Source organism: Salinicola lusitanus (assembly GCF_038648475.1).
Taxonomy (GTDB): domain Bacteria; phylum Pseudomonadota; class Gammaproteobacteria; order Pseudomonadales; family Halomonadaceae; genus Salinicola; species Salinicola lusitanus.
The window spans coordinates 496,917-522,930 of the sequence record NZ_CP151919.1; the positions used below are offsets into that span (position 1 = coordinate 496,917).

Annotated in this window: 23 protein-coding genes and 3 tRNA genes; 11 read left to right on the forward strand and 15 right to left on the reverse strand. The window is 67.1% G+C overall.

The features are described 5' to 3' along the window. Positions 1 to 10: 10 nt before the first annotated feature. From AAGT95_RS02225 to AAGT95_RS02285, 13 genes are all read right to left on the reverse strand, one after another. Positions 11 to 1,249, reverse strand: a complete 1,239-nt coding sequence (locus AAGT95_RS02225; RefSeq protein ID WP_342595377.1) for a serine hydrolase — start codon at positions 1,247 to 1,249, stop codon at positions 11 to 13. A gap of 88 nt (positions 1,250 to 1,337) precedes the next feature. Further along, positions 1,338 to 1,413 (reverse strand) — tRNA-Lys (locus tag AAGT95_RS02230). 61 nt (positions 1,414 to 1,474) lie between these two features. Continuing rightward, positions 1,475 to 1,550, reverse strand: a tRNA-Lys gene (locus AAGT95_RS02235). Between the two features lie 21 nt (positions 1,551 to 1,571). Next, positions 1,572 to 1,647: transfer RNA gene (locus AAGT95_RS02240), tRNA-Lys, on the reverse strand. A gap of 87 nt (positions 1,648 to 1,734) precedes the next feature. Beyond that, a complete protein-coding gene (gene rluB, locus AAGT95_RS02245; protein WP_110598005.1) occupies positions 1,735 to 2,601 on the reverse strand; it encodes a 23S rRNA pseudouridine(2605) synthase RluB in 867 nt (288 codons plus the stop codon). Between the two features lie 75 nt (positions 2,602 to 2,676). Further along, on the reverse strand, positions 2,677 to 3,588 hold the full coding sequence (gene scpB, locus AAGT95_RS02250) for an SMC-Scp complex subunit ScpB (protein WP_342595378.1): 912 nt from the start codon (positions 3,586 to 3,588) through the stop codon (positions 2,677 to 2,679). Further along, positions 3,585 to 4,493, reverse strand: coding sequence for a segregation and condensation protein A (locus AAGT95_RS02255; RefSeq protein ID WP_240612283.1), 909 nt, complete (start codon positions 4,491 to 4,493; stop codon positions 3,585 to 3,587). Before AAGT95_RS02255 ends, scpB begins: the two co-directional genes overlap by 4 nt. A gap of 169 nt (positions 4,494 to 4,662) precedes the next feature. Beyond that, the gene (gene pqqE / locus AAGT95_RS02260; protein WP_342595379.1) at positions 4,663 to 5,775 is read right to left on the reverse strand and encodes a pyrroloquinoline quinone biosynthesis protein PqqE; all 1,113 of its coding nucleotides are present in this window, start codon (positions 5,773 to 5,775) and stop codon (positions 4,663 to 4,665) included. Next, positions 5,772 to 6,065 carry a pyrroloquinoline quinone biosynthesis peptide chaperone PqqD gene (gene pqqD, locus AAGT95_RS02265; protein WP_342595380.1) on the reverse strand — a complete coding sequence of 98 codons (294 nt, stop codon included), beginning with the start codon at positions 6,063 to 6,065 and terminating at the stop codon, positions 5,772 to 5,774. Before pqqD ends, pqqE begins: the two co-directional genes overlap by 4 nt. Continuing rightward, a complete protein-coding gene (gene pqqC / locus AAGT95_RS02270; protein ID WP_342595381.1) occupies positions 6,062 to 6,862 on the reverse strand; it encodes a pyrroloquinoline-quinone synthase PqqC in 801 nt (266 codons plus the stop codon). The genes pqqD and pqqC overlap by 4 nt, the downstream gene beginning before the upstream one ends. After that, positions 6,850 to 7,791, reverse strand: a complete 942-nt coding sequence (gene pqqB, locus AAGT95_RS02275) for a pyrroloquinoline quinone biosynthesis protein PqqB (protein ID WP_342595382.1) — start codon at positions 7,789 to 7,791, stop codon at positions 6,850 to 6,852. Before pqqB ends, pqqC begins: the two co-directional genes overlap by 13 nt. Next, positions 7,788 to 7,916, reverse strand: coding sequence for a pyrroloquinoline quinone precursor peptide PqqA (pqqA, locus tag AAGT95_RS02280; RefSeq protein ID WP_110598010.1), 129 nt, complete (start codon positions 7,914 to 7,916; stop codon positions 7,788 to 7,790). Before pqqA ends, pqqB begins: the two co-directional genes overlap by 4 nt. 1 nt (position 7,917) lies before the next feature. Continuing rightward, complete coding sequence (locus AAGT95_RS02285) at positions 7,918 to 10,044, reverse strand: DEAD/DEAH box helicase family protein (RefSeq protein ID WP_342595383.1); 2,127 nt, start codon at positions 10,042 to 10,044, stop codon at positions 7,918 to 7,920. 366 nt (positions 10,045 to 10,410) lie between these two features. On the opposite strand from AAGT95_RS02285, the gene AAGT95_RS02290 reads away from it, so the two are divergent. The 11 genes from AAGT95_RS02290 to AAGT95_RS02340 all read left to right on the forward strand — a co-directional run bounded on the left by AAGT95_RS02290 (position 10,411) and on the right by AAGT95_RS02340 (position 22,853). After that, the gene (locus AAGT95_RS02290) at positions 10,411 to 11,535 is read left to right on the forward strand and encodes a 2-keto-3-deoxygluconate permease (protein ID WP_342595384.1); all 1,125 of its coding nucleotides are present in this window, start codon (positions 10,411 to 10,413) and stop codon (positions 11,533 to 11,535) included. A gap of 82 nt (positions 11,536 to 11,617) precedes the next feature. Continuing rightward, complete coding sequence (larA, locus tag AAGT95_RS02295) at positions 11,618 to 12,880, forward strand: nickel-dependent lactate racemase (protein WP_342595385.1); 1,263 nt, start codon at positions 11,618 to 11,620, stop codon at positions 12,878 to 12,880. A 31-nt stretch (positions 12,881 to 12,911) separates the two neighbouring features. Then, a complete protein-coding gene (gene larE, locus AAGT95_RS02300; protein ID WP_342595386.1) occupies positions 12,912 to 13,817 on the forward strand; it encodes an ATP-dependent sacrificial sulfur transferase LarE in 906 nt (301 codons plus the stop codon). Between the two features lie 22 nt (positions 13,818 to 13,839). Further along, entirely contained in the window at positions 13,840 to 14,604 is a 765-nt protein-coding gene (larB, locus tag AAGT95_RS02305; RefSeq protein ID WP_342595387.1) for a nickel pincer cofactor biosynthesis protein LarB, read from the forward strand. Beyond that, on the forward strand, positions 14,601 to 15,848 hold the full coding sequence (larC, locus tag AAGT95_RS02310; RefSeq protein ID WP_342595388.1) for a nickel pincer cofactor biosynthesis protein LarC: 1,248 nt from the start codon (positions 14,601 to 14,603) through the stop codon (positions 15,846 to 15,848). Before larB ends, larC begins: the two co-directional genes overlap by 4 nt. Positions 15,849 to 16,020: 172 nt before the next feature. Next, on the forward strand, positions 16,021 to 18,345 hold the full coding sequence (pdxA, locus tag AAGT95_RS02315; protein ID WP_342595389.1) for a 4-hydroxythreonine-4-phosphate dehydrogenase PdxA: 2,325 nt from the start codon (positions 16,021 to 16,023) through the stop codon (positions 18,343 to 18,345). 48 nt (positions 18,346 to 18,393) lie between these two features. Next, entirely contained in the window at positions 18,394 to 19,299 is a 906-nt protein-coding gene (locus AAGT95_RS02320) for an NAD(P)-dependent oxidoreductase (protein WP_342595390.1), read from the forward strand. A 121-nt stretch (positions 19,300 to 19,420) separates the two neighbouring features. Beyond that, on the forward strand, positions 19,421 to 20,188 hold the full coding sequence (locus tag AAGT95_RS02325; protein ID WP_110598018.1) for a DeoR/GlpR family DNA-binding transcription regulator: 768 nt from the start codon (positions 19,421 to 19,423) through the stop codon (positions 20,186 to 20,188). Between the two features lie 163 nt (positions 20,189 to 20,351). Beyond that, a complete protein-coding gene (locus AAGT95_RS02330; RefSeq protein WP_110707939.1) occupies positions 20,352 to 20,783 on the forward strand; it encodes a hypothetical protein in 432 nt (143 codons plus the stop codon). A gap of 77 nt (positions 20,784 to 20,860) precedes the next feature. Beyond that, positions 20,861 to 21,175, forward strand: a complete 315-nt coding sequence (locus tag AAGT95_RS02335) for a putative quinol monooxygenase (RefSeq protein WP_342595391.1) — start codon at positions 20,861 to 20,863, stop codon at positions 21,173 to 21,175. A 145-nt stretch (positions 21,176 to 21,320) separates the two neighbouring features. Further along, positions 21,321 to 22,853 (forward strand): aromatic amino acid ammonia-lyase, encoded by a 1,533-nt coding sequence (locus tag AAGT95_RS02340; RefSeq protein WP_342595392.1) that lies wholly within the window; start codon positions 21,321 to 21,323, stop codon positions 22,851 to 22,853. Positions 22,854 to 23,121: 268 nt separating this feature from the next. Here the strand turns inward: AAGT95_RS02340 and amaA are convergent, their stop codons facing one another. Together amaA and nhaC are read right to left on the reverse strand one after the other, a co-directional pair. Further along, the gene (amaA, locus tag AAGT95_RS02345; RefSeq protein WP_342595393.1) at positions 23,122 to 24,402 is read right to left on the reverse strand and encodes an L-pipecolate oxidase; all 1,281 of its coding nucleotides are present in this window, start codon (positions 24,400 to 24,402) and stop codon (positions 23,122 to 23,124) included. A 116-nt stretch (positions 24,403 to 24,518) separates the two neighbouring features. After that, positions 24,519 to 25,985 (reverse strand): Na+/H+ antiporter NhaC, encoded by a 1,467-nt coding sequence (gene nhaC / locus AAGT95_RS02350; protein ID WP_342595394.1) that lies wholly within the window; start codon positions 25,983 to 25,985, stop codon positions 24,519 to 24,521. Positions 25,986 to 26,014: the final 29 nt, after the last annotated feature.

A 26,014-nucleotide genomic window follows, 5' to 3' on the forward strand; every position in this document is an offset into this window, starting at 1 on the left:
CCGCGTGGTCTCAGGCTGGCGCGCCGGCCTGCCCCTCGAGATGTGCCGCGACCGCATCGCAGAACACCATCGGGTCGATCACCAATCTGCCGAGCGGTTTCGGCGCGGCGGCGTTCTGTGCGATCACGATGTCACGCGTTGGATTGACGTAGATGAACTGGCCGTGAATGCCCTTCGCGGCGAAGGCGCGATCCCGGCGCGACGATGGCGTCCACGCGGTCCACCACATGTAGCCGTATTCCAGCGAATCGCCGCCGGCGAGTGTCGTGGGGCGTGTGGCGGCGTCGATCCAGCCGTCGGGTAGCAGCGATCGACCCTCGACCCGGCCACCATCGAGCATGAATTGACCGAAGCGCGCGTAGTCGCGCAGGGTCGCCGCGATGCCACTGCCGCCGATCTCGACGCCATCGGCGGACTCCAGCCACCAGCTCGCGTCGCTCTCCATGCCGTAGGGCCGCCACAGTTTCAACGCCAGGTATTCGGCCAGCGGTCGGCCCACGGCCCGCCGAACCAGCTCGGCAAGAATCTGCGTCTCGCCGGTACTGTAGTTATGGCGCGTGCCCGGTTTGGCGGCGCGGGGCAGTGCCGCCATCACCTTCATCGCCCCGCCCGGCCGCTGGGCGATCTGCGCCCTCAGCAGCGCGCGACGATCGGACCGGGGGTCGATATAGGTCTCGTTCCAGGCGACGCCGGACGCCATCATCAGCAGGTCGCGCAGGCTGACGCCCTGGTAGGCGCTTCCCGCCAGCGCCGGTACGTAGTCGGTCACCTGTGCGGCCAGGCCCTCGCGGATCAGCCCGTCCCGGATGGCCATGCCGGCCAGCGTCGAACAGACGGACTTGGCCACCGACATCGACATCCAGCGGGTATCGCGATGATTGCCGCGCTGGTAGGTCTCATGGACGATGTCGCCGTGTCGTAGCACCAGCAGGCCGGTGACACTGTTCAATGCCAGGTAGTCGTAGAGATCGTAGGCCTCGCCGTTGACGCTGGCGACCACCCCATCGAGGCACGTCGGCGCCTGCTCGAGCGGACGCGGGGAAGCGCCAGCGGCGATGATCCGCGAGGGAAACAAGCGGTCGATATTGCGGAAGGTATTCACCGCCAGATCGGGTGTCAGGCGGCCGCTGTAGGCCTGCTCGATGTCACCGATCGGCTCGTCGCCATGGCGGTAGATGGCGCTCGAACGGGAGGGTTCGCGGCGAGACGTATCGGCAGCGAGATCTGGCTGGGGCGAACGGGACGTCATGAGGAGGCTCCTGAGGGAATCCTCAATCAGTAACACAGCCACGCGAAGAGGTGCATCGATTTGTCGGCGAAGCGGGAGACCATCGAAATGGTGGGTCGTGTAGGATTCGAACCTACGACCAATTGGTTAAAAGCCAACTGCTCTACCAACTGAGCTAACGACCCGAGACGTGCCACTGACAGCGGGCGCTGTGCAGTGCTGCCGAAACGGCGGGGAAGTGATCGATGGTGGGTCGTGTAGGATTCGAACCTACGACCAATTGGTTAAAAGCCAACTGCTCTACCAACTGAGCTAACGACCCATCGTGCGACCCGTCGGAAAGTGGTGGGTCGTGTAGGATTCGAACCTACGACCAATTGGTTAAAAGCCAACTGCTCTACCAACTGAGCTAACGACCCCTTCCGACTGGGCGCACATATTACTCATAAGCCTCGGAGCAGGCAAGCGTTTTTTCCCGCCCCGAGGCCGATGGCTCAACGCCGGAATCAGGAGTCCTGACGACGCGGGCGACGCGGTTTCTTCATCGCCGTCACCGGGCGCCGCTTGTTCTTGTCGCGGCTCCAGCGGTTCTTCTCGTCCGGCGTCAGCTCGGGCACCTTGCGCGGTTCGAGGCCTGCCAGGTTCGACAGCTCGTCGATCTCGTCCTGGGTCATCTCGGTCCACTCGCCGGCCTTGGCCCGCTTGTCGAGGAAGATGTTGCCGTAGCGAACCCGCTTCAGCCGGCTCACGGTCAGCCCCTGGGACTCCCACAGCCGCCGAACTTCCCGGTTGCGGCCCTCCAGGATCACCACGTGGAACCAGGTGTTGATGCCCTCGCCGCCGAACTCCTGGACATCGGAGAAGCGCGCCGGGCCATCCTCGAGCATCACGCCCTCGACCATGGCGACCACGTGTTCACGCTTCACTTCACCCATGACCCGCACGGCATATTCGCGCTCGATCTGGTGCGAGGGGTGCATCAGCCGGTTGGCCAGCTCCCCGTCGGTGGTGAACAGCAGCAGCCCGCTGGTGTTGATGTCGAGACGGCCGATCGCGATCCAGCGCTCGCCCTTCAGTCGCGGCAGGCGTTCGAATACGGTCCGCCGCCCTTCCGGATCCTTGCGCGTGCACAGTTCGCCTTCCGGCTTGTTGTACATGATGACCCGGCGAGGCACCTCCTCGACGGCGCGCAGGTTGATGGCCCGGTCGTCCAGCGCCACGCGGTCGCGCGAGCCGACGCGATCGCCCAGCTTGGCGACCTGGCCATTGACCTTGATCCGACCGGCGCTGATCGCGGTCTCCATTTCGCGGCGCGAGCCATATCCGGCGCGCGCCAGCACTTTCTGCAGTTTCTCGGTGTTGGTATCCGTCATGATGCTTCATTGCCTCATCGGCTAGTCGCCAGCTTCCGCCCGCGCTATCGGCAGCCCGGTTCGAGGTGGCGACTGTCAGGTGTCCGTGTCTCTTCCATCGGGGTCCGAATCGGTGCCGCTAGCCGGCACCTCCGGTTCATCTCGACGTTGGCGAGCACGTTCGGCCAGTCGCGCCTCGAGCTCGGCAAAACTCAGCGACTCGCCGGGGGACGCCATCTCGGCGTGTTCGTCATTGTCGGAAGCAGGTTCCGGCGTTGCCGATGAATCTTCCCTGCCGGCCGGGGTGTCGTCGAACGATGCGGTGTCATCGACGCCGGCTTCGTCATCGCTCTCGCCCGTCTCGTCGGCGCCGGGTCCGGCATCGGGGGCGACCCCTTCGGGCAGATCGGCGAACGGCTGGTGCATGGCCGTTTCGAACGTCTCGAAGGACTTGAGTTCATGCATCGGCGGCAACGAATCCAGCGTCTGCAGCCCCAGGTCATCCAGAAATGCCCGGGTGGTCGCGTAGACCGCCGGTCGTCCCGGCACGTCGCGATGACCGACGACCCGGATCCAGCCGCGCTCGACCAGGGTGCGCATGATCGAGCTAGACACCGCCACGCCGCGCACTTCCTCGATGTCGCCGCGGGTCAACGGTTGACGATAGGCGATCAGCGCCAGGGTCTCCAGCAGCGCCCGCGAGTATCGCTGCGGTTTCTCGTCCCACAGTCGCGACACCCACGGCGAGTAGCGCTGACGGATCCTGACCTGATAACCCGAGGCGGACTCCTGCAGCTCCAGCGCCCCGCCCGCCATCAGCCGCTCGCCGAGCTTGTTCAGCGACTCGCGGATGGCGGCACGGGACGGCGGCTGCCCCGCACCGAGCGGGCCGTCGCCGAACAGCCCCTCGATCCGCTCCAGCGAGAGCGGCTCGCCGGCGGCCAGCAGTAGCGCTTCCAGAATCTCGTCCAGCGCCGGGGTCACGTAAGGGTCGGTCAGGCGGTTCATGCCCGGATCTCGCCGTCGCCGTTATCGGATGCCTCGATCCCGCTCGCCGAGGCGGACGTCCCGCTCTCGAAAGCCGGCTCGCCCGGGATATCGCCATCGTCGCCTGCGGCGCCGTCCTCGATCGCCAGCCTGGCCCGCAGGTGTATCGGCGAGAGCGGCGCATTCTGCACGATTTCGATCATCGACTCACGCGCTAATTCGAGAATCGCCATGAAGGTGACGATGACCCCGGCGCGGCCCTCGGAGAGGTCGAACAGCGCCTCGAACGGCGTGAAGCGATCCGCATTCAGCCTGGCCATGATCGACAGCATCCGCTCGCGAGTCGAGAGGACCTCGCGACTGATCCGGTGGGTCTGACGCAGATCGGCACGTTTGAGCATGCCGCCGAGGGCCCCGAGCAGGTCGTTCAGCGAGACGTCGGGATGGACCACCCGCGGCTCGAGTTCCGGCAGCGCCGCCTGGGCCGGATACCAGTCCCGCCCCATGCGTGGCAGCGTGTCGAGCTCCTCGGCGGAGAGCTTGAGCTGTTCGTACTCCTGCAGCCGGCGAATCAGCTCGGCGCGGGGGTCGGCTTCCTCGTCGTCTTCGTCACCCTTGGGCGGCCGAGGCAGCAGCGTACGCGACTTGATCTCCGCCAGCATCGCGGCCATGACCAGGTACTCTCCGGCCAGGTCGATCTCCATCGCCTGCATCAGGTCCACATACTCGACATACTGGTGGGTAATGGCGGCGACGTCGATGGCCAGGATGTCGAGGTTCTGGCGCCGGATCAGATAGAGCAGCAGGTCGAGCGGCCCCTCGAAGGTCTCGAGGAAGACCTTGAGCGCTTCCGGCGGGATATAGAGATCCTGCGGCAGCTCGGTCAGGCGCTCGCCGTTGACCCGGACCACGAAGTCGAGTGGCAACTGCCCTGACGGCGACGCCTCGGCGGCATCGGGCTGTTCGGATTCGATCACGCTCACGCCGCCTCCCGGATCACTGATGGATAGTGAACGCAGTCTAACAAGGCAGGCGACGCTGGCCTATCGGCACGAAGTCGACGGCGCGGCGATGGCCCTAACGCCCGGCCGGATATCAAGCGGACTGACGCGAAAATCGCCGGTAGGTGAAGTCGTCGTCACGCTTCGAATCGACGATCGCCAGCGTCTGGATCTCGTCGTGGTAGGGCGAGCGCTCGCACACCGGGTCCATCTGGCTGGCCTCCCCGGTGAGCGCGAGCGCCTGGCAGCGACAGCCGCCCCAGTCGATCTCGCGCCGCTCGCAGCTCTGGCAGGTATCCGGCATCCACGCCGTGCCGCGATAGGCGTTGAAGGCCGAGCTGTCGTACCAGATTTCGCCGAGACCGTGCTCACGCACGTTCAAGAAGGTGAGCCCTGGGATCGTCTCCGCCGCATGGCACGGCAGCACGCGGCCCGCGGGGGTCACGTTGAGCGACTGCCGCCCCCAGCCGTTCATGCACGGCTTGGGCAGGCGCGCGTAGTAGTCCGGCACCACGGCATCGATCACCAGCTTGCCCTCGAGCCGCTCGCGGGCCGCCTCGACCAGCGCGAGCGCCTCCATCACCTGCTCCCGCGGCGGCATCAGCGCGCCACGGTTCTCCAGCGCCCAGCCGTAGTACTGGGCGTGGGCGATCTCCAGGCGCCGTGCGCCCAGGTCGAGCGCGAGTTCGACCAACTCGGGGATCTGATGCAGGTTGGCGCGATGGATCACGCTGTTGAGGGTCAGCGGCAGCCCGACGTCGGCCACCTCCCGGGCAAAGGCGAGCTTCTTGTCGAAGGCGCCGGGCTGGTTGGCGATATGGTCGTTGATCGGGGCGGTCGCGCCCTGCACCGAGAGCTGGACATGATCCAGGCCCGCTTCCGCCAGCGCCTCGAGACGCGCACGATCGATATTGACGCCAGCGGTGATCAGGTTGGAGTAGAGCCCCTGTTCGGCACAGCTCGCCACCAGCGCTTCGAGATCCTGACGCAACGCCGGCTCGCCGCCGGAGAGATGCACCTGCAGCACACCCAGCTCGGCGGCTTCGGCGAAGACACGCTGCCAGGTCGCGGTGTCGAGTTCGTCGCGCTTGCGCGTCAGTTCGAGCGGATTGGAGCAGTAGGGACACTGCAGCGGGCAGCGGTGGGTCAGCTCCGCCAGCATGCCGAGCGGCGGCGCGGGGCGGGCCGGGTCATCGAGATGGCTCATGCCACTTCCAGCACTTGCTTGAGGATCAGATCGGCGAGCATGGCGCGCACGTCGCCGAGAATGCGTTCGCGCGGGGCCGCGAAGGCGGCGGCCAGATCATCGACGATGGCGCCGATATCGCGCTCGCCGTCGACCCGTGCGAGGACTTCACGGGCCACCGGGTCGAGCTGGAACACGCGCTCCGGGGCGAGCAGCACCCAGCCGCCGCGGGCCTTGTCTTCACGCAGTCTGACGCCGCGCGGCAGGCGCACGATCGCGTCCTCCGCGAGCGCTGGCGCTGATGCATTCATGCCGGCTGCCCTCCCCTTTCAGCCTCGCCATTCCAGGCCCCTGGCGGGACTTGGCCCGTCCCTTTCGAACCGGAGCCGACGTAGGCGTGCTGGAGCGCATCGAGCATGGCCCACAGCACGCTGCACTTGAAGCGCAGCGCATCGATCACCGCCTGCTGCTGGTCGGCCCGCTGGGCATGGCGCTTGACGTAATCCAGCGCCATCTCGGCATCCCGCGGCGCCTGGGTCAGGCGCGGCTCGAAGTAGGCCAGGGTCTCGGCCGAGACGAAATCGTAGTGCGCCAGCATGCCGCGCACCCGCTGGCCGATCACCATCGGTGAAAACAGCTCGGTGAGCGAGGAGGCCACCGCTTCCAGCAGCGTGCGATCGCGCACGAAGTGGGTGTAAGCCTCCACCGCGAAGCGTGTGGCCGGCAGGATACCGCGGGTCGAGACCACTAGTTCACGCCCCAGTCCCAGGCCATCGGTCAGCTTCAGCCAGCGCGCGATGCCGCCCTCGCCCGGCGCCTCGCCGTCATGGTCGACCAGCCGGGCGCGCCAGATGCGACGCAGCTCGGGATCGTCGAGACGCGCGATCAAGGAGGCATCCTTGATCGGAATCATCGCCTGGTAGTAGTAGCGGTTGAGCGCCCAGGCCTGCACCTGGCGCTTGTCCAGCTCGCCGTTCTGCAGCATCAGCTGGAACGGATGACGATGGTGATAGCGGGTCTCGCCCACCTCGCGCAGGCGCGCTTCCAACGCTGCCATGCTCAGGGGTTCGACCAGATCGGGATGGTTTTCGACCGTCAGCTGCGACACGCAAGCTCCATGCCGTCGTAGGCGATTTCCCAACCCGCGCGCTCGGCCTGGGCGCGCTCTGGCGAGCCCTCGATCAGCACCGGGTTGGTGTTGTTGATATGCACGAAGACGCGCCGGCTCACCGCCAATTCGGCGAAGGCGGCGATACTGCCCGCGTCGCCCGACATCGACATGTGGCCCATGCGCGCCCCGGTCTTGACCCCGACGCCGGCGGCGATCATCTCGTCGTCGCGCCACAGAGTGCCATCGAACAGCACCAGATCGGCGCCCTGCAGACGCGCGGCGAGGCGCGGCGTCATCGTTGCGCAGCCGGGAATGTAGTAGACCCGCGAGCCGGCGCCGATGAACTCCACGCCGACGGTGTCCTCGCCCTCGACGCCGATCTCGACCGTATCGCCTTCCAGGTAGAGCGCGGTCTTGCCCGGCACCGCGAAGAGTTTTGCGCTGACGCCGTCGAGCAGCTCGAAGGCGGTTTCGAGCGCCACCGGCTCGCGCGTCACGCACTCGGCGTCGAGCACGCCGAAGATCGGATTGGCCTCGAGCACCGCCTGGATCGACGGCGTGGCCAGCAGCCGGAACGACGAACGCTCGCGCAGGTTGAGCAATCCACCGATATGGTCGACGTCGGCGTTGGTCAGCAGCACGCTGCGAATCGGGGTATGGCGGTCACCGTGCTGCGGCTGCAGCACCGGGTTTTGTCTAATCTGGGCGAGAATCTCGGGGGCGCAGTTGATCAGCGCCCACTGCTCGCCGTCGCGACTGATGGCAATCGAGGATTGCGTGCGCGGGGTGATGCGCGGGTCGCCGGCCCAGGCCAGGCGGCACACCTCGCAACGACAGTTCCACTGCGGGGAGCCGCCACCGGCGGCCGCCCCCAGCACGCGAAGCCGCAGACCCGCGGTTTCGCGTGCACCTGCTGCCGGGCTCAAAACTCGGCGGGCATGTAGTCGTTGATTTCCATGCCGACGCAGATTTCCTTCACTTCCGGGGTCGTCCAGCTCATGGCGAGCTCCTTGAATCGAGTGGCGTGGCGCTCCAACGAGCGCCCGTGCATTCTAGCCAATCCGGTTGAAATCCGTGCAACAATTAGCCGGTAAACTATCGTCGTAGGATCCGCCGTCCGCCGCCTCGGCGGTGCGATAGCGCCCGGCGTAGTCGAATAGCTTCTCGCCCAGACGCCAGTAGCGGCCGCTCTTGCGCGCGATGACGAAGTCCGGCGCCCGCAGGCGATGCGCCTCGGCGGCGGCCTCCTCGGCCGAGGCGGGCTGCCAGCCGCTGCCCGGTGCACGCAGATGCCGGCGCAGAAAGACGCGTTCGAACACATGCCGCTGCGCCGGTGTCTCGAGGCCGAACCACTCGTCCAGGGTGTCGCCGTCCTCATCGTGATAGGTCACCTTGAGCCGTGGCACGCCGCGGCCGTTGGTGGTCGCCTGCAGCTGCATGCCGCTGACCCTCAGCACCTTGGCGTGCTTGAGCTTGAGCGCATCGCGCAGCTTGTCGTCGGGGTCGACCAGGCGCTCGCCGCAGTGGCCGCAGGCGCGGGCGGCGATATCGTTCTCGCCACCGCACTGGTCGCACACCTTGAAGCGGAAGCGAAAGGTGCACTGCACCTTATTACTGGCGCCCGAAGCCGCGCCCTTGGCTTTATTGGCACCCGAAGCCGCGCCCTTGGCTTCATTGGCGCCCGAAGCCGCGCCCTTGGCTTTATTGGCGCCCGAAGCCGCGCCCTTGCCTTCATGAGCGCCCGAGGCCGCGCCCCGGCTTTCATTGGCGCCCGCCCCCATGCCGACACCGGCTGACGTTTCCGGGTTCGACCTGTCGTCTTGCGCGCCGGGTTGGGCGCGATCGACAGCGCCGCGTGTGGCTAGCAGCCCCTGGCAGCGGCGGCCGTGGTGTTCGATCACCAGATCACCGTCGCGCTTGCCCCAGAAGGTGTTGGCGAAGCCGCACTCGGGGCACTCGACCTGGACCGGCTCGCTGTCGCTGTCCGGGCGCGCCTGGTCGATCTCGGGGGCGTAGAGATCCCACGGGTTGCCGGCATAGTCGAGCACCAGACAGTCGCGCTTGCCGGGCGATAGCCGCAAGCCGCGGCCGACGATCTGCTGATAGAGCCCCACCGACTCGGTCGGGCGCAGAATGGCGATCACGTCCACGTGCGGCGCATCGAAGCCGGTGGTGAGTACCGCCACGTTGACCAGATACTTGAGCTCGCGCGCCTTGAAGGCGGCGATCAGACGCTCGCGCTTCGGCCCCGGCGTCGCCCCGGTGACCAACGCGCTGGCCTCCGCCGGCAGCAGCCCCAGCACCTCCTCGGCGTGGGCCACGGTGGCGGCGAAGATCATCACGCCTTCGCGGTCGCGGGCCCGCTCGATGACATCGGCGACGATCTGCGGCGTGGCGCGGTTGCCCTGCACCACCCCGTTCAGGTCGCGCTCGGCGAACTGGCCATTACGCTGCGTGGTGAGGTGCGAGAAGTCGTAGAACGCCAGGGCGGCGTCGAGGCGCCGCGGCTCGGCCAGATAGCCCTGGCGCACCATCACCCGCAGCGGCTGCTCGAACACGCAGTCGCGGAAGAAGGCGTCCTCCGGCCCCTTGACCATGCCGTGGTAGTGGCGGTGGTAGAGAAAGCCCTCGCCCAGCCGGTAGGGGGTGGCGGTCAGCCCCAGGATCTTGAGGTTGGGCCGCGCCTGGCGCAGCCGGGCGATCACCTGGGCATAGCTCGAGGAGGCCCGCGCCCGGGCCGCGGCGCTCGTTTGCGCCTCGCTCTCTACCTCGCCGTGGCGCAGTGCGACCCGGTGGCACTCGTCGATCACCAGCAGGGTGAAGTCACCGGCCGCAAACGCCTCGAGGCCGTTGACCACCGACTGCACCGAGCCGAACACCACCTGGCGCGCGCTCTCCTTGCGCTTGAGGCCGGCACTGAAGATATCCGCCTCCAGCCCGTAGGCGAGATACTTGGCGTGGTTCTGCTCGACCAGCTCACGCACGTGCGCCAGCACCAGTACGCGCCCCCGCGCACGCCGCGCCAACTCGGCGATCACCAGCGACTTGCCGCTCCCCGTGGGCAGCACCACCACCGCCGGCTCGTCACTGCCGCGAAAGTGGGCGATGACGTTGTCGACGGCCTGGGTCTGATAGGGGCGGAGTCGGTGGGCGGCGCTGGTGGCGGAGGATCTGGGCATGAGCGGCATGGTACTCAGGTCGCACGGCCGAGGAAACGGTCCGATCAAGGCGAGGCCACCATGCTTTGAGCGCAGCGCTCAACGGCATCCATGCCGACCCACTACATCTTTAGTTGAATTGCCAATAATGATCGTTTCGATCAAATTAACTACCGTTTCAATCACCGAATGCCCTGCATAACTCGACGAGCGGCGTAAAGCACGCCGCGTCGGGGGCTCAGAAACCGGAGCCCAAGCGGTACAGGCGAGAATTCCGTCCGGGCTGGCGTGCCAGCACCGCACAACGAAGCGACCTGCCGCCCAGGCATTTATGCAGCGTTTCCCTAGCGAATCACTCGCCACGCATGGCGCACGGGAGTCAACCCCATGAAACTGCTCGCCACGATCCAGAAGGTCCCCGGAGGCCTGATGGTGGTCCCCCTCATCTTCGGCGCTGCGCTCAATACCATCGATCAGCTCCACCTGCCCTGGATCACCGCGATCCTGCAGTGGCTGGGGGCGGGGCAGACCGACAGCGGTCAGTACGAATTCCTGCGTATCGGCGGTTTTTCCCAGGAGCTGTTCAAGGATGGCGCACTGGTACTGATCGCGCTGTTCCTGTTCTGCTCGGGCAGCCAGATGAACCTGCGCGTGGGGGGCAAGGCGCTCAAGAAAGGTGCCCTGCTGGTCACCGCCAAATATCTGACCGGGCTGGCGGTGGGTGTGGGCCTGGGCCTGATGTTCGATCCGATCGACGGCCTGCTGGGCCTCTCGACGGTGGCGATCATCGCCGCCATGACCAACGGCAACGGCGGCATGTATGCAGCCCTGACCAGCCAGTACGGCAACCGCTCCGACACCGGCGCGGTGGCGATCCTGTCGCTCAACGATGGCCCGTTCTTCACCCTGATGTCGCTGGGCCTGCTGGGCTCCCAGTTCCCGGTGATCGCCTTCATCGCCGTGCTGCTGCCGATCGCGCTGGGGATGCTGCTGGGCAATCTCGACCGCGACATTCGCACCTTTCTCAAGCCCGGCGAGATCCTGCCGGTCCCGTTCTTTGCGTTTGCCCTGGGCGCCAACATGAACCTGGCGGCCTTCTTCAATCCCGAGGTCGTGGGGGCCGGCCTGCTGCTGGGCGTCATGACCACGATACTGACCGGTGGCGTCGGTATCCTGGTCTTCCGGCTGTTCCGCGAGCCCAGTGTCATTGCGCCGGTGTCGGAAGCGACCACGGCCGGCAACGCTGCCGGAACGCCGGCCGCCATCGCCGCCGCGGCAGCGGTGGCCGCCAACTCGGGCATGATGAGCGCGGCCGAGGCGCAGAGCTATCATGACCTGGTCAATATCGCCACGTCGCAAATCTCGATCGCCACGCTGACGACCGCCATCCTGGGGCCGATCACCGTGATGCTGGTCGACCGCTGGCAGAAGAGACGCGGTATCGACGGCACCCTCGAGGACGAACCGCACCTTCGGGCCGGCGAGGAGCTGGGCACGGCGCGCGAGGGCTGAGCGACGCCACGTCGATATCGTGGCATGCTGAAAACCACGCGATTCCCCGACGGCGCGCCAGCGCCGTCAACCTGGAGCTCTCATGAAAATCTCTCTGCTCTACGGCAAGGGTGAGCTGGCACTCGACTTGCCGGACGACGCCTTCGTCGTCGAACCGCCGACGCAACACGCCATGATGGATCCCGCGGCCGGGGTTCGCGAAGCGCTCGACTCGCCGATCGGCACGCCCCCGCTCAAGGAGATGGTCAAGGCCAGCGATACGGTCGCGATCGTGATCAGCGATATCACCCGGCCCACGCCCAACCATCTGCTGGTGCCGCTGCTGATCGAAACGCTCGATCACGTGCCGCACGAGAATTTCATCATCATCAATGGCACCGGTACCCACCGCGACCAGACGGTCGAGGAGCTCCGCGGCATGCTGGGCGACTGGGTGGTGGACCACATCGAGATCATCAACAACCACTGCGACAACTACGACGAACTGGTCAACGTCGGCGACAACAGCTTCGGCTGCCCGTCGTGGCTCAACCGGCGCTGGGTCGAGGCCGATTTTCGCATCGTCACCGGCTTCATCGAACCGCACTTCTTCGCCGGCTTCTCCGGTGGCCCCAAGGGCGTGATGCCGGGCATCGCCGGTCTCGAGACGATCATGACCTTCCATAATGCCCGCATGATCGGCGACCCGCGGTCGACCTGGGGCAACATGGACGACAACCCGCTGCAGGCGATGACCCGCGAGATCAACGCGCTGTGTCCGCCGCATTTCATGCTCAACGTCACGCTCAATCGCGACAAGGCGATCACCCGGGTGTTCGCCGGCGACCTGACCGAGGCCCACCGTCAGGGCTGCGAGCACGAACTCGAACACGCGATGGTGAAGGCCGATCGGCGCTTCGACGTCGTGATCACCGGCAACTCCGGCTACCCGCTGGACCAGAACCTCTATCAGGCGGTCAAGGGAATGAGCGCCGCGCACAAGATCGTCAAGCGCGGCGGCACCATCCTGATGGCCTGCGAGTGCTCGGACGGCATTCCCGATCACGGCAAGTTCGCCGAGATCCTGGCCATGGCCGATTCGCCCCAGGCCCTGCTCGAGATGATCGAGGAGCCGGGGTTCGCCATGCTCGATCAGTGGCAGGTTCAGAAGCAGGCGGTCATCCAGAGCTGGGCCGACGTCATGCTCTACTCCACGCTGAGCGATGCCCAGGCGCGCGCCGCCCTGATGGAGCCGGTCCGCGATATCGCCGAGACGCTGCAGCCGTTGAAGACGCGTTACGGCGAGGAGATGACCATTGCCGTGATGCCGCTGGGGCCGCTGACCGTGCCCTATGTCGATGAATGAGCGGCGACCAACACCTGACGGGAGGGAACCCATGACCTCGCTGGCCCGAACCGAACGGATCGACGCCTTGACCGTGGACGCGGCGCCGTCGTACTCGCCTGGCGTGCCGCTGACAGCCGATGTGGCCCAGGGCGCCGAGCTCGACGCCAAGCTCGAACGGCTGCGCCAGGTGCTGCGCGAGATGGGCGACGTGGTGGTGGCATTCTCCGGCGGCGTCGACAGCACCTTCCTGCTGGCCGTCGCGCTGGAGACGCTGGGCCGCGAACGCGTCCTGGCGGTGACCGCCGATTCGGAATCCTATCCGTTCGAGGAACTCGATGCCGCCCGCGACCTGGCCCGGCGCCTGGAGGCGCCGCACCGGGTCATCGAGACCTCGGAGATCGCCATTCCCGGTTACGCCGACAACGACGCCAACCGCTGCTACTACTGCAAATCCGGCCTGTTCACCCATCTGGCGCCGATCATGGTCGATGCCGGATTCCACAATATCGTGTTCGGTCTGATCGCCGACGATGACGGCGAGCACCGGCCCGGCACCCAGGCCGCCCGCGAGTATGGCGTCCGCGGCCCGCTGCACGAAGTCGGGCTCTACAAGGCCGAGATTCGCGAACTCTCCCAGGCCATGGGCCTGCCGACCTGGAACAAGCCGTCGCTGGCCTGCCTGTCGTCCCGGGTCGCCTACGGCGAGCGCATCACGCTGGAGAAGCTGGAGCGGATCGCCGAAGCCGAGCGCCGCGTCAGAGCTCTGAACATCGGACAGCTCCGGGTACGTCATCATGGCGAACTGGCCCGAATCGAAGTCGAGCCCCAGGACATGACGACGGTGCTCGCACACCACGACCGGCTGGTCGCGGAGCTCACGGCACTGGGTTATGCCTGGGTGACGCTGGATCTGGCCGGCTATCGCAGCGGCAGCATGAATCGGCTGCTGTCTTGAATCCGGATCGACAGGATAAGGCATGACCGAACGCTCCATCTCCGACCTGGGGTTCGCCCGCGTCGACCATGATCGTGAAGCCCGCAACGGTGTCCCCGAAGTCGTGTTCGGCGAAGGCAAGCAGGCCGACCAGATCAGCGCCATCGTCGGGCGCCTGATCGCTCGGCACCAGCGCGCGCTGGTCACGCGCCTCGACGCCGAACGCGCCGAGCGGGTACTACGGGACCATCCCCACGGCCACTACGATCCGATCAGCCGCTTGCTTTGCTGGGGCGCTCCCCCCAGACGCCTTCCCGGGACCGTGGCGGTGATCTGTGCCGGCACCTCCGACCTGCCGGTGGCGGAAGAGAGCGCGGGCACCCTCGAATGGCTGGGGGCCGACGTCGCCCGACTCAACGATGTCGGCGTGGCCGGGATCGATCGACTGCTGGCCCACCGCGAGTCACTGACCCGGGCCGACGTGCTGATCGTGATCGCCGGCATGGAGGGCGCGCTACCCAGCGTGGTCACCGGGCTGGTCCGCAACCCGGTGATCGCGGTGCCGACCTCGGTGGGCTACGGCGCCAGCCTGCAAGGCGTTACCGCCCTGCTCGGCATGCTCTCGGCGTGTGCCACCGGCATGAGCGTGGTCAACATCGACAACGGTTTCGGCGCCGCCTGGCAGGCCGCCAGCATCCTTTCACTGCTCGAACGCGGCCCCGACCCGCGCCCCGCCAGCTTCGAGGGCAGCGCGTCCACCGCGCCGACCTCTCAAACCCAAGCCTCCACCGAGCCCCGGACCTCATGAAGACGCTTCATATCGACTGCACCTTCGGTATCGCCGGCGACATGCTGCTGGCGGCGCTGGTGGACCTCGGCGCCGATCTGGACGAGATCGCCGTGGCGTTGCGGCGCTTGCCGATCGATCCGTTCGCACTCGAGACCCGGCCGGTGGATCGTTGCGGTATCCGCGCGCGACTGCTCAGGATCGCGCTCGAACCCGAGGGTCACGATCACTCCCACGGCCATGACCACCACGAGCATGCGCATGGCCACCGCCGGGCCGGTGACATTCTGGCGATGGTCGCCGATGCCGACCTGCCCCCTCGCGTGGGGCGCCGGGCGACGGCGATCTTCACCGCGATCGCCGAGGCCGAGGGGCGAATCCACGGCATCGACCCGGCCGAGGTGCATCTGCATGAAGTGGGGGCGATGGATTCGATCATCGATATCCTCGGCGTCTGCCTGGCACTGGAAGCCCTCGATATCGAGACGATCACCGCGACCCCGGTGCCGGTGGGGTACGGCGTGGTCAGCATGGCCCATGGCCGCTTCCCGATCCCCGCGCCGGCCACGCTGGAACTGCTCAAGGGCGTACCGCTGTCCCCCTTCGAGCCCGATGTCGCGGGCGAACTGACCACCCCCACCGGTGCCGCGTTCCTGGCAACGCTGGTGGAGTCGTTCCACCCCGCGCCATCGGGGACCCCGGTCGAGATCGGCTACGGGGCCGGCAACCGCGACTTCCCCCACCCCAACGTACTGCGCGTGATCTCGCTGGAGACGGTCGCACCGGGCCAGGGTAGAGAGACCATTGCCGTGCTGGCCTGCCAGCTCGACGACGTCACCGGGGAGCAACTGGGCCATCTGATGGGCGTACTGCTGGATGCCCGGGCGCTCGACGTGTTCTACACCCCGGTGACGATGAAGAAGTCGCGCCCGGGAACGCTGGTCACGGTACTGGCCCCCTGCCACGAAGCCGATCGCCTGGAGACGCTCATGCTGCGCCACTCGCCGACGTTCGGCGTGCGCCGTCACCACACCACGCGACGCATCCTCGAGCGCCGGATCGAAACGGTGGAGACCCCATGGGGAAGCGTCCGGATCAAGATCGGTAGCCTGGACGGCGAAGAGATCCGGGTCGCGCCGGAGTATGAAGACCTGCATCGGATAGCACTGGCGCAGGGCTGCAGCTTGGCCGACGCCCACGCCGTTGCATTGGCGGCTCATGATCAGCGGAAGCAGTCGCCAACCGGACCGAACGACCTCCAGTAATGACCGATTCGATCACCCACTGATCATTTCCAGATCAGGGTATCGAGGCGGCCTCGTACCCGATATTGGTGAAATCCCGGGGATCGCCACTTTAGTCGACTTGCCATTTATGATTGAAACGATCATTTTATGCGGCAAAATACTATCGATTCAATCACGAGCGATGACGCCAATGCTTCCCGATCGCCACTCTGATCCCACCAAGAGCCAGCTGACGTCGCTACTGATTCTGGCCGACGATCTCACCGGAACCGCCGACTCGGCGGTCGGCTGCACGCTGCTGGGCCTGTCCACCGAGGTCATGCTCTCTGCCACCGCCGTCAGTGGCTGCGATGCGGTCGCCATCGATCTCGACTCCCGCGCCTGCAGCGCTGAAGAAGCCGCGGAGCGACATCGCGCCTGCCTGACCCAGTGGAAGCATCGCTACCGCTATCTGTTCAAGAAGGTCGACTCGACCCTACGCGGCAATGTCGCCGCCGAGATCGCGAGCCTGGTGCCCAGCGCGGGCATGGCGATTGTCGCGCCCGCCTACCCGGCCACCGGCAGGACCACGCGCGACGGCCGCCAGTGGCTTCACGAGCGTCCGGTCGAAGAGACTGAAGTCTGGACCAACGAAGGCATTGGCGGCCGCGCGGATCTGGTCGGGATGCTGGAGGGCGCCGAGTTGACGACACGCCGACTCGATCTATCGACGCTCCACGAAACGGACGCCGTGGTATCGGATACCTTGCGCCAGTATCAGCAGGAGGGCGTCCAGGCCGTGGTCTGCGATGCGCTGACGGCGGGCGACCTGGAGCGTGTGGCGATGCTTTCCGCGCCACTCGCCGGGGTGTTCTGGGTCGGCTCGGCCGGGCTGGGGCTGGCGCTACCAGGCGCTCTGGGTCTCTCGGGCCGGCCGCAGCCGGGCCCACCGCCGGTTCCGCGTCGACGCCCGACGATGATCGTGGTCGGCAGCATGAGCGGCATTTCACACGCGCAGGCCGATGCGCTGGTTGCCGCCGATCCCGCCCTGGAGGTGGTCGTGGTGGAAGCCGGCGATCTCTCGAATGGCGCGAGTGATGCCCCAGCCTCGCCCGCTCTGACCTCGCTTCATCAACGCATCCAGCAGACGCTGCAGGCCGGCAACGACATCATGGTTCGTCTGGCCCAGCCCGACGATCGCGATGCCGCGGAGGGGCCCAGACTCAGCCGCGAGCTCGGCGAGCTGCTCGCACCACTCCTGGCGGCGCTCGATCGCCTGATCGTCACGGGCGGCGCGACCGCCCGGGCACTGCTGATGGCGGCGGATATCACCCAGCTCGGCCTCGTCGACGCGCCCGATACCGGAATGGCACGACTCACGACGCCTCACCGCGGCCGGACGCTGGAGGTCATCACCAAGGCTGGCGGCTTCGGCGACGTCGATGCGTTCCAGCGAATCTGGCGCGACGCGGGACCTACCGCCCACGCTAGACCCGCCACCCGTTTTCGAGACACAGAGGATATACGCATGACCGATCGTCCTATTATCGGCATCACCATGGGGGATGCCGCCGGTGTCGGGCCGGAAATCATCGTCAAGGCACTCGCCCAGGAGACGGTCCATGCTGGCTGCCGACCGCTGGTCATCGGCGATGCCGGGCGCCTGCGCCAGGCGATGGAGATCGTCAGCTCGCCGCTCGAACTGCACGTTGTCGAGACTCCGGCCCAGGCCCGCTTCGAGCCCGGCACGCTCGAGTGCATCGATCTCGGCCTGATCCCCGCCGACCTGCCCTGGGGCAAGGTCTCCAGCGTCGCCGGCGATGCCGCCTACCAGTACATCGCCAGGACCGTGGAGCTGATCGAGGCCGGCGAGCTCGATGCGATCTGTACCGCACCGCTCAACAAGGAGGCGCTACATGCCGGCGGGCATGTGTTCCCGGGGCACACCGAGCTGCTGGCGCACCTGACCGGTACCGAGGAAGTCTCGATGATGCTGGTGACCCCCAAGATGAAGGTGATCCACGTCACCACTCATATCGGCATCATCGATGCGATCGCACGTATCGAGCCGGGGCTGGTCATGCGCACCATCGAACGCGCCCACGCAACGCTGGTCCGCGCCGGCCAGAACCAGCCGCGCATCGCGGTCTGCGGCATCAACCCCCACGCCGGCGAAAACGGCCTGTTCGGCTATGGTGAGGAGGAAGAGAAGATCGTTCCGGCCATCAAGGCGCTCCGCGAGCGCGGCTGGGACGTCGAGGGGCCGCTGCCCGCCGACACCCTGTTCTTCCGTGCCGGGCGCGGCGACTTCGACTGCGTGGTGGCGATGTACCACGATCAGGGCCATGGGCCGGTCAAGGTGATGGGACTCGAGGCCGGCGTCAACGTCACCGTCGGGTTGCCGGTCATACGCACCTCGGTCGATCACGGCACCGCCTTCGATATCGCCGGCAAGGGCATCGCCGACGACCGCAGCCTGATCGAAGCCCTGCGCCAGGCGGTCGAATTGGCGAGCCGTCACGGCGCCGAGACTTGAGCGACAGGGCGCCGTCGACAACGATCCATCGATACCCAGGAGAGACACATGCCGATCATCGGTTTTGCAGGACTCGGACTCATGGGCGCCGGTATGGCCGGCAACATCCTCAAGGCGGGTTACCCGCTCAAGGTACTGGCGCACCGCAATCGCCAACCCATCGACGACCTGGTCTCCAGAGGGGCCGCAGAAGCCGCCAATGCGGCAGCGCTGGGCGCCGAATGCGATATCGTCTTTCTGTGCGTGACCGGCGCGCCCCAGGTCGAGTCGCTGATCGATGACGAGCATGGCATCCGCGTCGGGGCCAGACAGGCGGGACGCGACAACCTGGTCATCGTCGACTGCTCGACGTCCGAACCGACGCTGACGCGCAAGCTCGCCGAATCACTGGCCCAGGATCGCATCACACTGATCGACGCCCCGCTGGGCGGCATCCCGGCCCAGGCCGAGAGCGGCGAACTCCAGGCGATCATCGGTGCCGACCCAGCGACGCTCGAGCGAGTGCGCCCGGTCATCGAGACCTGGGCCGCCAGAATCATGCATGTCGGCCCGGTGGGTGCGGGCCATACCATGAAACTGCTCAACAACTTTCTGGCCATGGGCTACGGGGCGATCTTCGCCGAGGCGCTGGCCATCGGTGCCAAGGCCGGCATCACGCCGCAGACCTTCGACAGCGTCATTCGCGGCTCGCGCATGGATAGCGGTTTCTACCGCACCTTCTTCCAGTACGTGCTGGAACGTGACCGTAACGCGCACCGTTTCACCCTGGCGAACGCCCATAAGGACACGCGCTACCTGGCCTCGCTGGCCGAAGCGATGAACGTGGACGCCGGCGTCGCCAGGGCCGTGCGCGACCTTTACGCCGGCGCCGAGGCCCAGGGCGATGGCGAGAAATACGTTCCCGAGCTCTCCGATATCGTTGCGGCGCGTCATCAGTTGTCTCTAGCCGACTGAGCGCCGCCACGATCCACGGTGGGGCGCGAGCCATAGCGATGGCACAATAGCCGGCGATCACTGGCCAGGAACAGGAGTCGAACCCGCCCAGGCGGGTTCGTTCGATTGCGGGGATACCTCCATGAAAGTCGCCAAACGCCGCCACGACATGCTCGAAGCCGTCCATGCCGGCATTACCAGCATCGAGGCCCTCTGCCGCCATTTCGGCATCTCCGAGGCGACGGCTCGACGCGACCTGGGCGCGCTCTCCGAACAGGGGCTGCTGGTTCGAACCTACGGTGGTGCGGCCACGACGATAGGCCAGCGCGAGCCCGAGTTGACACTCGAGCAGCGCCGCATGCGTCAGGGTGACGTCAAGGCGCGGCTGGCGGCGTGCGCGTTGGCGTGCATCGAGGATGGCGACACCCTGCTGCTCGATGGCGGCACCACGACGGCGGCACTGGCGGCTCGCCTCAACGAACGTCACGGACTGCATGTGGTCACCAACAATCTGGCCGCCCTGCCCTGGCTGACGCAGCTACCGGAGGGGCACACCACCGTGCTGGGCGGCGATCTGCGCGCCTCGAGCATGACCGCCTATGGCCCGCTGGCCCACGCGGCCCTCTCTCGCCTGACCGTCGATCGGCTGTTTCTCAGCGCCGACGGTGTCACCGAACTCGGGCTGTGCGAGGCCAGTCCGGAACAGGCCTGGCTCAAGGAGGCGATGATATCGCGTGCCGCCGAGGTCTACGTGATGGCCGATGCCACCAAACTGGGCCATGCCAGCCAGCAGCACTGGACACCGTTCCCGCGGCAGTGGACGCTGATCACCGATGCCACGGACGAACGGCTGGAGACGTTTCGCGCACTGGGCGCCAGCATCAGGCACCCCGCCGCGGCAGAGCGCTGATCGCCAGGCCAGCGCCCTGCCACCCAGTGAAGACCGCAAACGCCGTGATCGATGTGTGCTGACGGGCCGGCGCCGGCCGGCATGGTGTCCGACCGGGATGGCGGGCACAATGAATGGCATTGGCGCCGCCGCGCCCAAGACCGACTTTGCCCGGAGCGCCCCCATGCAAACCGATACATCACAGGAATCCAACGCGCCACTCGCGCGTTACATCGAACAGCTGCGTGCCATGGAGATCGACATCGAGGCGATGGACACCCACGCGGCACGCATACGCCAGGACCAGTTGGAGTTCGTGCTGGTCGTCGCCGCCGACGAGCCGGCGTTCTTCCAGTTGATGCTGCCCGGCGTTTGGCAGGCCGCGGAGACCACCACCCGGACGCTGTTACTGGAAACCGCCAACGAGGTGATGAATACCCTGAAGGCCGCCAAGCTCGTCGTGCACAACGAGGCCGTGCACGTCAGTGTCGAGCAGTTCGTCGAGGGGCCGGATCAGGGCGTTGCGCTGATCCCCGGATTGCTGGAACTCCTCAAGAGCGCAGTGGCCGAATTCCAGGAGCGTCTCGGCATGGGCGAGGCACCGCGCGTCCACTGATCGGGCCGGCGGCTTTCGCCCTTTCCGTCGCGCGCCTAGACTGCTTGCAACACATCCATTCCCACAAGGAGGTTCCCATGGCCGACACCACTCACTTCGTGGTCATCGCCGAGTTCCAGGTAGAGGCTGGGCAGGTACCGGCCTTTCTGGCGCTGGCGCACAACGATGCCAGCGAGTCGCTGGCCAACGAGGAGGGCTGCTTCGCCTTCGACGTGCTGACCCCGGAAGGCAGCGAGGACATCGTCGTGCTGCACGAGGTCTACCGCGATCGCGCCGCCTTCGAGCACCACACCCAGATGCCGCACTACAAGCCGTTCAAGGAAGGCTCCGCGCCGTTGCTCGCGGCCGACCCCTCGGTTCGGTTCTTCTACACGGCGGTCCGGCCAGGCTGATCGCGAGGACCACCGCCCGGCCTGCGGTTGCGCCAGCCTGTCGTGACAGCCCCCTACACTCGACCTTTGTCGTACGCCATCCGCTGGTTCGTGGCCCGATCGCCGGGCTAGACTCGGCGATCCTCGAACCCCGGATGTCGCTTTCATGTCACTCCCCGCCTCTCCTGTCGTCTTCGGCCCCGAGCCGCTCTCCATCGATGCGATCGACGCGCTCTCGAAGCGTCGAGTGACATCGTGCCTCGATGCCGATCCGCAATGGCGCGAGCGAATCGACCGGGGGGCGGCGGTCGTCGACGGCCTGCTCGACCGCGAGGGGCAGATCTACGGCATCACCACCGGCTACGGCGACTCCTGCGTCACCGCGATCCCCCTGGCCCAGGTGGCGGCGCTGCCGCGTCAGCTCTACACCTTCCACGGCTGCGGCCTGGGCCGCTTTCTCGAGCCCGAGGCGGCGCGGGCGGTGCTCGCGGCACGCCTGCAGTCGCTGTGCCAGGGCGTCTCCGGAGTGCGCTTCGAACTGCTCGAGCGGCTCCACGCCTGTCTGCGGGAGGACCTGCTGCCGAGAATCCCCGAAGAGGGCTCGGTGGGAGCCAGCGGCGACCTGACGCCGCTCTCCTACGTCGCCGCCATGCTCTGCGGCGAGCGCGAGGTGATCTGGCGCGGCGATGTCCGGATGGCGGCCGATGTCCACGCGGAGCTGGGCTGGGAACCGCTGACCCTGCGCCCCAAGGAGGCGCTGGCGCTGATGAACGGCACTGCGGTGATGACCGCGCTGGCGTGCCAGGCCTTCGTCCGCGCCGAGTACCTGCTGAAGCTCGCCACCCGCATCACCGCCCTCAATGTGGCCGCGCTGCGCGGCAATCCGGACCACTTCGGCGCCCGGCTGTTCGCCGCCAAGCCGCATCCCGGCCAGGGCCAGGTCGCCACCTGGCTGCGCGCGGATCTGGAGAGCGAGACCGCCGCACCGCAGCAGCGCCTGCAGGATCGCTACTCGCTGCGCTGCGCGCCCCACGTGCTGGGAGTGCTGGCCGATAGCCTCGGCTGGCTGCGCGGCTTCATCGAGACCGAACTCAACAGCGCGAACGACAACCCGCTGATCGACCCGGACGTCGGCGACGTCATGCATGGCGGCCACTTCTACGGCGGCCATATCGCCTTCGCCATGGACAGCTTGAAGACGCTGACCGCCAACGTCGCCGACCTGCTCGACCGCCAGCTCGCGCTGCTGGTCGACAGTCGCTACAACCACGGCCTGCCGAGCAATCTCTCCGGCGCGCCGGCGGCCCGGGCGATGATCAATCACGGCTTCAAGGCAGTGCAGATCGGCGCCTCCGCCTGGGCCGCCGAGGCGCTCAAGAGCACCCTGCCGGCGAGCGTCTTCTCGCGCTCCACCGAGTGCCACAATCAGGACAAGGTGAGCATGGGGACCATCGCCGCCCGCGATGCCCTGCGCGTGCTCGAGCTCACCGAACAGGTCGCCGCGGCGACACTGCTGGCGGCGCTGCAGGGGGTGCATCTGCGCGCTGACCCGCTACCCGCGCCGCTGGCGGCGATGGTCGAACACCTGCGTGAGGATTTCGCCCCGGTGGCCGAGGATCGCGCCCTGGATGGCGAGCTGCGCCACTGCCTGACGCGGATCCGCTCACGCCACTGGCCGCTGTATACGTCCGCGGCCTGAGGCGACAGCGGTCGAATCGGCCAGCCAATGGGCACTCAGCGTAGCGAGCGCCCAGGGCGGGCGCCGCTCAGAGAGTGTTTACAAATTCGACGAGCGAAGGCCAGACCGGGGCGCGTCGCCAAGGCAAAAATCGGCGAAAACGGACCGGGCTGACGCTCCAGATTACGGGATCTACATGACCTTTTGACGGGGGCGCCGAGCTCAGGCTGGCGCTCCAGCCGACTTTCAACGCCGTATTGTCGAGCGCAGGCACTTTGTAGACACCCTCTCAGTTCACCAGACGCAGGCACTGCCCCAGGTGGTAGAGCGAGAAGCCGCTTTCGTAGGCGGCGCTCCATAGCCCGCGCCCGCGTATGGCGCGGTAGGACTTGAGCGGCAGCGGCAGTAGGCTGTCGTCGCCGCGGCTGAGATACTCGGCGAAGCCCTCGCCCACCACCGTGCCGGTGGTGTTGCCACGGCCGTTGTAGCCGCAGGCGGCGACGATCCCCGGCAGCGGTTCGAACAGGCGCAGGGTGTGATCCGGGGTGAAGGCGACGCGGCCGCTCCAGGTGCACTCCCACTCGACCGGGCCCAGCTCGGGAAAGTAGTGGCCGGCGATGCGGTCGGCCCAGCACTTCAGATAGGCCCGCGGCCGCCCTTCGCCACGCCCCAGGCTGCCCAGCACCAGCCGCCCGGCGGCGTCGCGGCGGATGCTCGAGAGCACCGTGCGGGTATCCCAGGCGCCCTGACGCTCGGGCAGGATGGCATCCGCCGCGGCCCCGGAGAGTGGGCGCGAGGCGACCTGCATATAGTGGCCGGCGAAGAAGTGCTGGCGCGTCTGGTTCCAGCTCTCCTGGGCGTAGGCATTGGTGGCGATCACCACCCGGTCGGCGACGACACTGCCGCGGGGGGTGCTCAGGCGCCAGCCGTCGCCCTCGCGCTGGATGTTCGACACCGGGCTGTGGGTGAACAGCCGCGCACCCTGGGCCTGGGCGACACGGGCCAGCCCGCGGGTATACTCGGCGGGGTTGAGCGTGCCGGCACGGCGGTCGCACAGCGCGGCGCGGATGCGCCGGGTCCCGGTGAGCCGTTCGCACGCCTCGCCCTCGATCAACTCGACCGGTGCCCCGCGTGCCACGAGCTGGTCGCGCCGGCGGGCCAACTCGTCGCAGCCCTTGGCGTTGTGGCCCAGGTGCAGGGTCCCGGTGCGGGTGGGATGACACTGGATGCCATGGCGCTCGATCAGCGCGAACACCTTGGCCGGGGCCGCGCCCAGCACCTGGTTGGCACGCTCACCGTCGGCCTCGCCCAGCGCCTTGACGATATCGTCCGGCGGCACCCACAGGCCGGCGTTGACCAGCCCGACATTGCGCCCGGAGCCGCCGGTGGGAATATCCCCCGCCTCCAGCACGCACACCTCGGTGCCGCTGGCGCTCAGATGCAGCGCGGTGGAGAGGCCGGTGATCCCACCGCCGACGACGCACACGCGGGTGCGCAGCGCGCCATCCAGCGTCTCGGTGACGGGCGCCGGCTCCTGCGCCCCCTGGGTCCATAGACATTGCTCTTGCATGACCGCTCCTCGCCTGAGCGCTGATTGCTGGATGCCTTACTGGCCGGCCACTGACCCAGCAGCCAATGTCCGGCCGATCCCATCGCCTGGGATGGCGTCTCGATCACGCCGCGCGCTCAGGTGACGCCCGCCCGTACCGCGCCTCCAGGCGATGAACTCATACGACCCACATCGGCCGCCCCATCCGCTGTCGTCGTTTCCCGCGGGACAAAGCGGCCGAGCAGTGCCCACAGCAGGCCGAACAGCGGCGACAGCCAGCAGGCAAAGGCGAAGGGCGCATAGAGCAGCGTGGGCACGCCGGTGGTGGCGGCGACGAAACTGCCGCCCATGTTCCACGGGATCAGCGGCGACAGCAGCGTACCGTTGTCCTCGATGGTGCGCGACAGCACCGAAGTGCGGTAGCCCAGCTGCTGGTACTGCCCATGGAGCAGCCGCCCCGGCAGCACCAGGGTGGTATAGACGTCGCCGACCACGGTGCCCACCGAGGCGGTGGTGACCGAACTGGTCAGTACCATACTGAAGCGGCCACGCATCAGCTTGGCCAGGTGCAGCATGATCGCGTCGATGGTGCCGTAGGCTTCGAGCATCCCGGTGAAACCGAGCGCGAACAGGGTGAGCGTCACTACCCAGGTCATCGACATCGCGCCCCCCTTGGAGAGCAGCGTATCCATCGCCGCGCTGCCGGTATCCGCGACGTAGCCGTTCTGCATCACGTCGAACACCGCCTGCACGTCGCTGCCCTGGAGCAGGATCGCAATCACGCCACCGAGCGCGGCACCGCCGAAGATGGTGGGGAACGGCGGAAATCGGGCCATCGACAGCGAGATCACCACCACCGGCGGGATCAGCGTGATCCAGCTCAGGGTGAAGTGCTCGGCCAGCGTGCGGCGCAACGTATCGATACCGCCGACGTCGATCAGCTGATCGGCGTAGCCGGCACCGAGCCAGGCGTAGGCCAGCAGCGCCAGCGTCATCGCCGGCACCGTGGTCGCCATCATGCTCTTGATATGGGTCCACAGGTCGGTCTCGCAGACCGCCGGGGTGAGATTGGTGGTATCGGAGAGCGGCGACATCTTGTCACCGAAGAAGGCGCCGGAGACCAGCGCGCCCGCGGTCAGATAGACCGGGATGCCGAGGCCATGGCCGATCCCCATCAGCGCCAGACCGACGGTGCCCACCGTGCCCCAGGAGGTCCCCACGGCGAGCGAGATCAGCGAGCTGATCAGGCAGGTGGCGACCAGAAACCAGCCCGGCGAGACCAGGTTGATGCCGTAGTAGATCAGCGTCGGCACCGTTCCCGCGAGAATCCAGGTACCGATCAGCATGCCCACCGCGAGCAGGATCAGGATCGCCGGCAGGCCGAGCTTGATCACCTTGAGCATCGACGCCTCCATGCGCGTCCAGGGGATGCCGCGCAGGCGCGCGAAGAAGGCGCAGATCAGGATGCCGCAGGCGAGCGGAATGTGGGGCGTGAAGTCGCCGAAGACGAAGAACTGCGTCATCAGCAGCGCCACCGTGAGCAGTAGCGGCGCCAAGGCCATGGGCAAGCTGGGAATGGCGCCCACGCGAACGTTGTCACTCATCGACCTTCTCCCGGAGTTGTTATTGGTGC

Coding starts and splice junctions, on each gene's coding strand:
- AAGT95_RS02225 (WP_342595377.1), bottom strand. CDS start 1,249: ATGACGTCCCGTTCGCCCCAGCCAGATCTCGCTGCCGATACGTCTCGC.
- larE (WP_342595386.1), top strand. CDS start 12,912: ATGACCTCGCTGGCCCGAACCGAACGGATCGACGCCTTGACCGTGGAC.
- AAGT95_RS02320 (WP_342595390.1), top strand. CDS start 18,394: ATGCCGATCATCGGTTTTGCAGGACTCGGACTCATGGGCGCCGGTATG.
- pqqA (WP_110598010.1), bottom strand. CDS start 7,916: ATGCACGGGCGCTCGTTGGAGCGCCACGCCACTCGATTCAAGGAGCTC.
- AAGT95_RS02285 (WP_342595383.1), bottom strand. CDS start 10,044: ATGCCCAGATCCTCCGCCACCAGCGCCGCCCACCGACTCCGCCCCTAT.
- pqqD (WP_342595380.1), bottom strand. CDS start 6,065: ATGAATGCATCAGCGCCAGCGCTCGCGGAGGACGCGATCGTGCGCCTG.
- AAGT95_RS02340 (WP_342595392.1), top strand. CDS start 21,321: ATGTCACTCCCCGCCTCTCCTGTCGTCTTCGGCCCCGAGCCGCTCTCC.
- AAGT95_RS02325 (WP_110598018.1), top strand. CDS start 19,421: ATGAAAGTCGCCAAACGCCGCCACGACATGCTCGAAGCCGTCCATGCC.
- AAGT95_RS02335 (WP_342595391.1), top strand. CDS start 20,861: ATGGCCGACACCACTCACTTCGTGGTCATCGCCGAGTTCCAGGTAGAG.
- larC (WP_342595388.1), top strand. CDS start 14,601: ATGAAGACGCTTCATATCGACTGCACCTTCGGTATCGCCGGCGACATG.
- AAGT95_RS02290 (WP_342595384.1), top strand. CDS start 10,411: ATGAAACTGCTCGCCACGATCCAGAAGGTCCCCGGAGGCCTGATGGTG.
- larA (WP_342595385.1), top strand. CDS start 11,618: ATGAAAATCTCTCTGCTCTACGGCAAGGGTGAGCTGGCACTCGACTTG.
- amaA (WP_342595393.1), bottom strand. CDS start 24,402: ATGCAAGAGCAATGTCTATGGACCCAGGGGGCGCAGGAGCCGGCGCCC.
- scpB (WP_342595378.1), bottom strand. CDS start 3,588: ATGAACCGCCTGACCGACCCTTACGTGACCCCGGCGCTGGACGAGATT.
- larB (WP_342595387.1), top strand. CDS start 13,840: ATGACCGAACGCTCCATCTCCGACCTGGGGTTCGCCCGCGTCGACCAT.
- rluB (WP_110598005.1), bottom strand. CDS start 2,601: ATGACGGATACCAACACCGAGAAACTGCAGAAAGTGCTGGCGCGCGCC.
- pdxA (WP_342595389.1), top strand. CDS start 16,021: ATGCTTCCCGATCGCCACTCTGATCCCACCAAGAGCCAGCTGACGTCG.
- nhaC (WP_342595394.1), bottom strand. CDS start 25,985: ATGAGTGACAACGTTCGCGTGGGCGCCATTCCCAGCTTGCCCATGGCC.
- pqqE (WP_342595379.1), bottom strand. CDS start 5,775: ATGAGCCATCTCGATGACCCGGCCCGCCCCGCGCCGCCGCTCGGCATG.
- AAGT95_RS02330 (WP_110707939.1), top strand. CDS start 20,352: ATGCAAACCGATACATCACAGGAATCCAACGCGCCACTCGCGCGTTAC.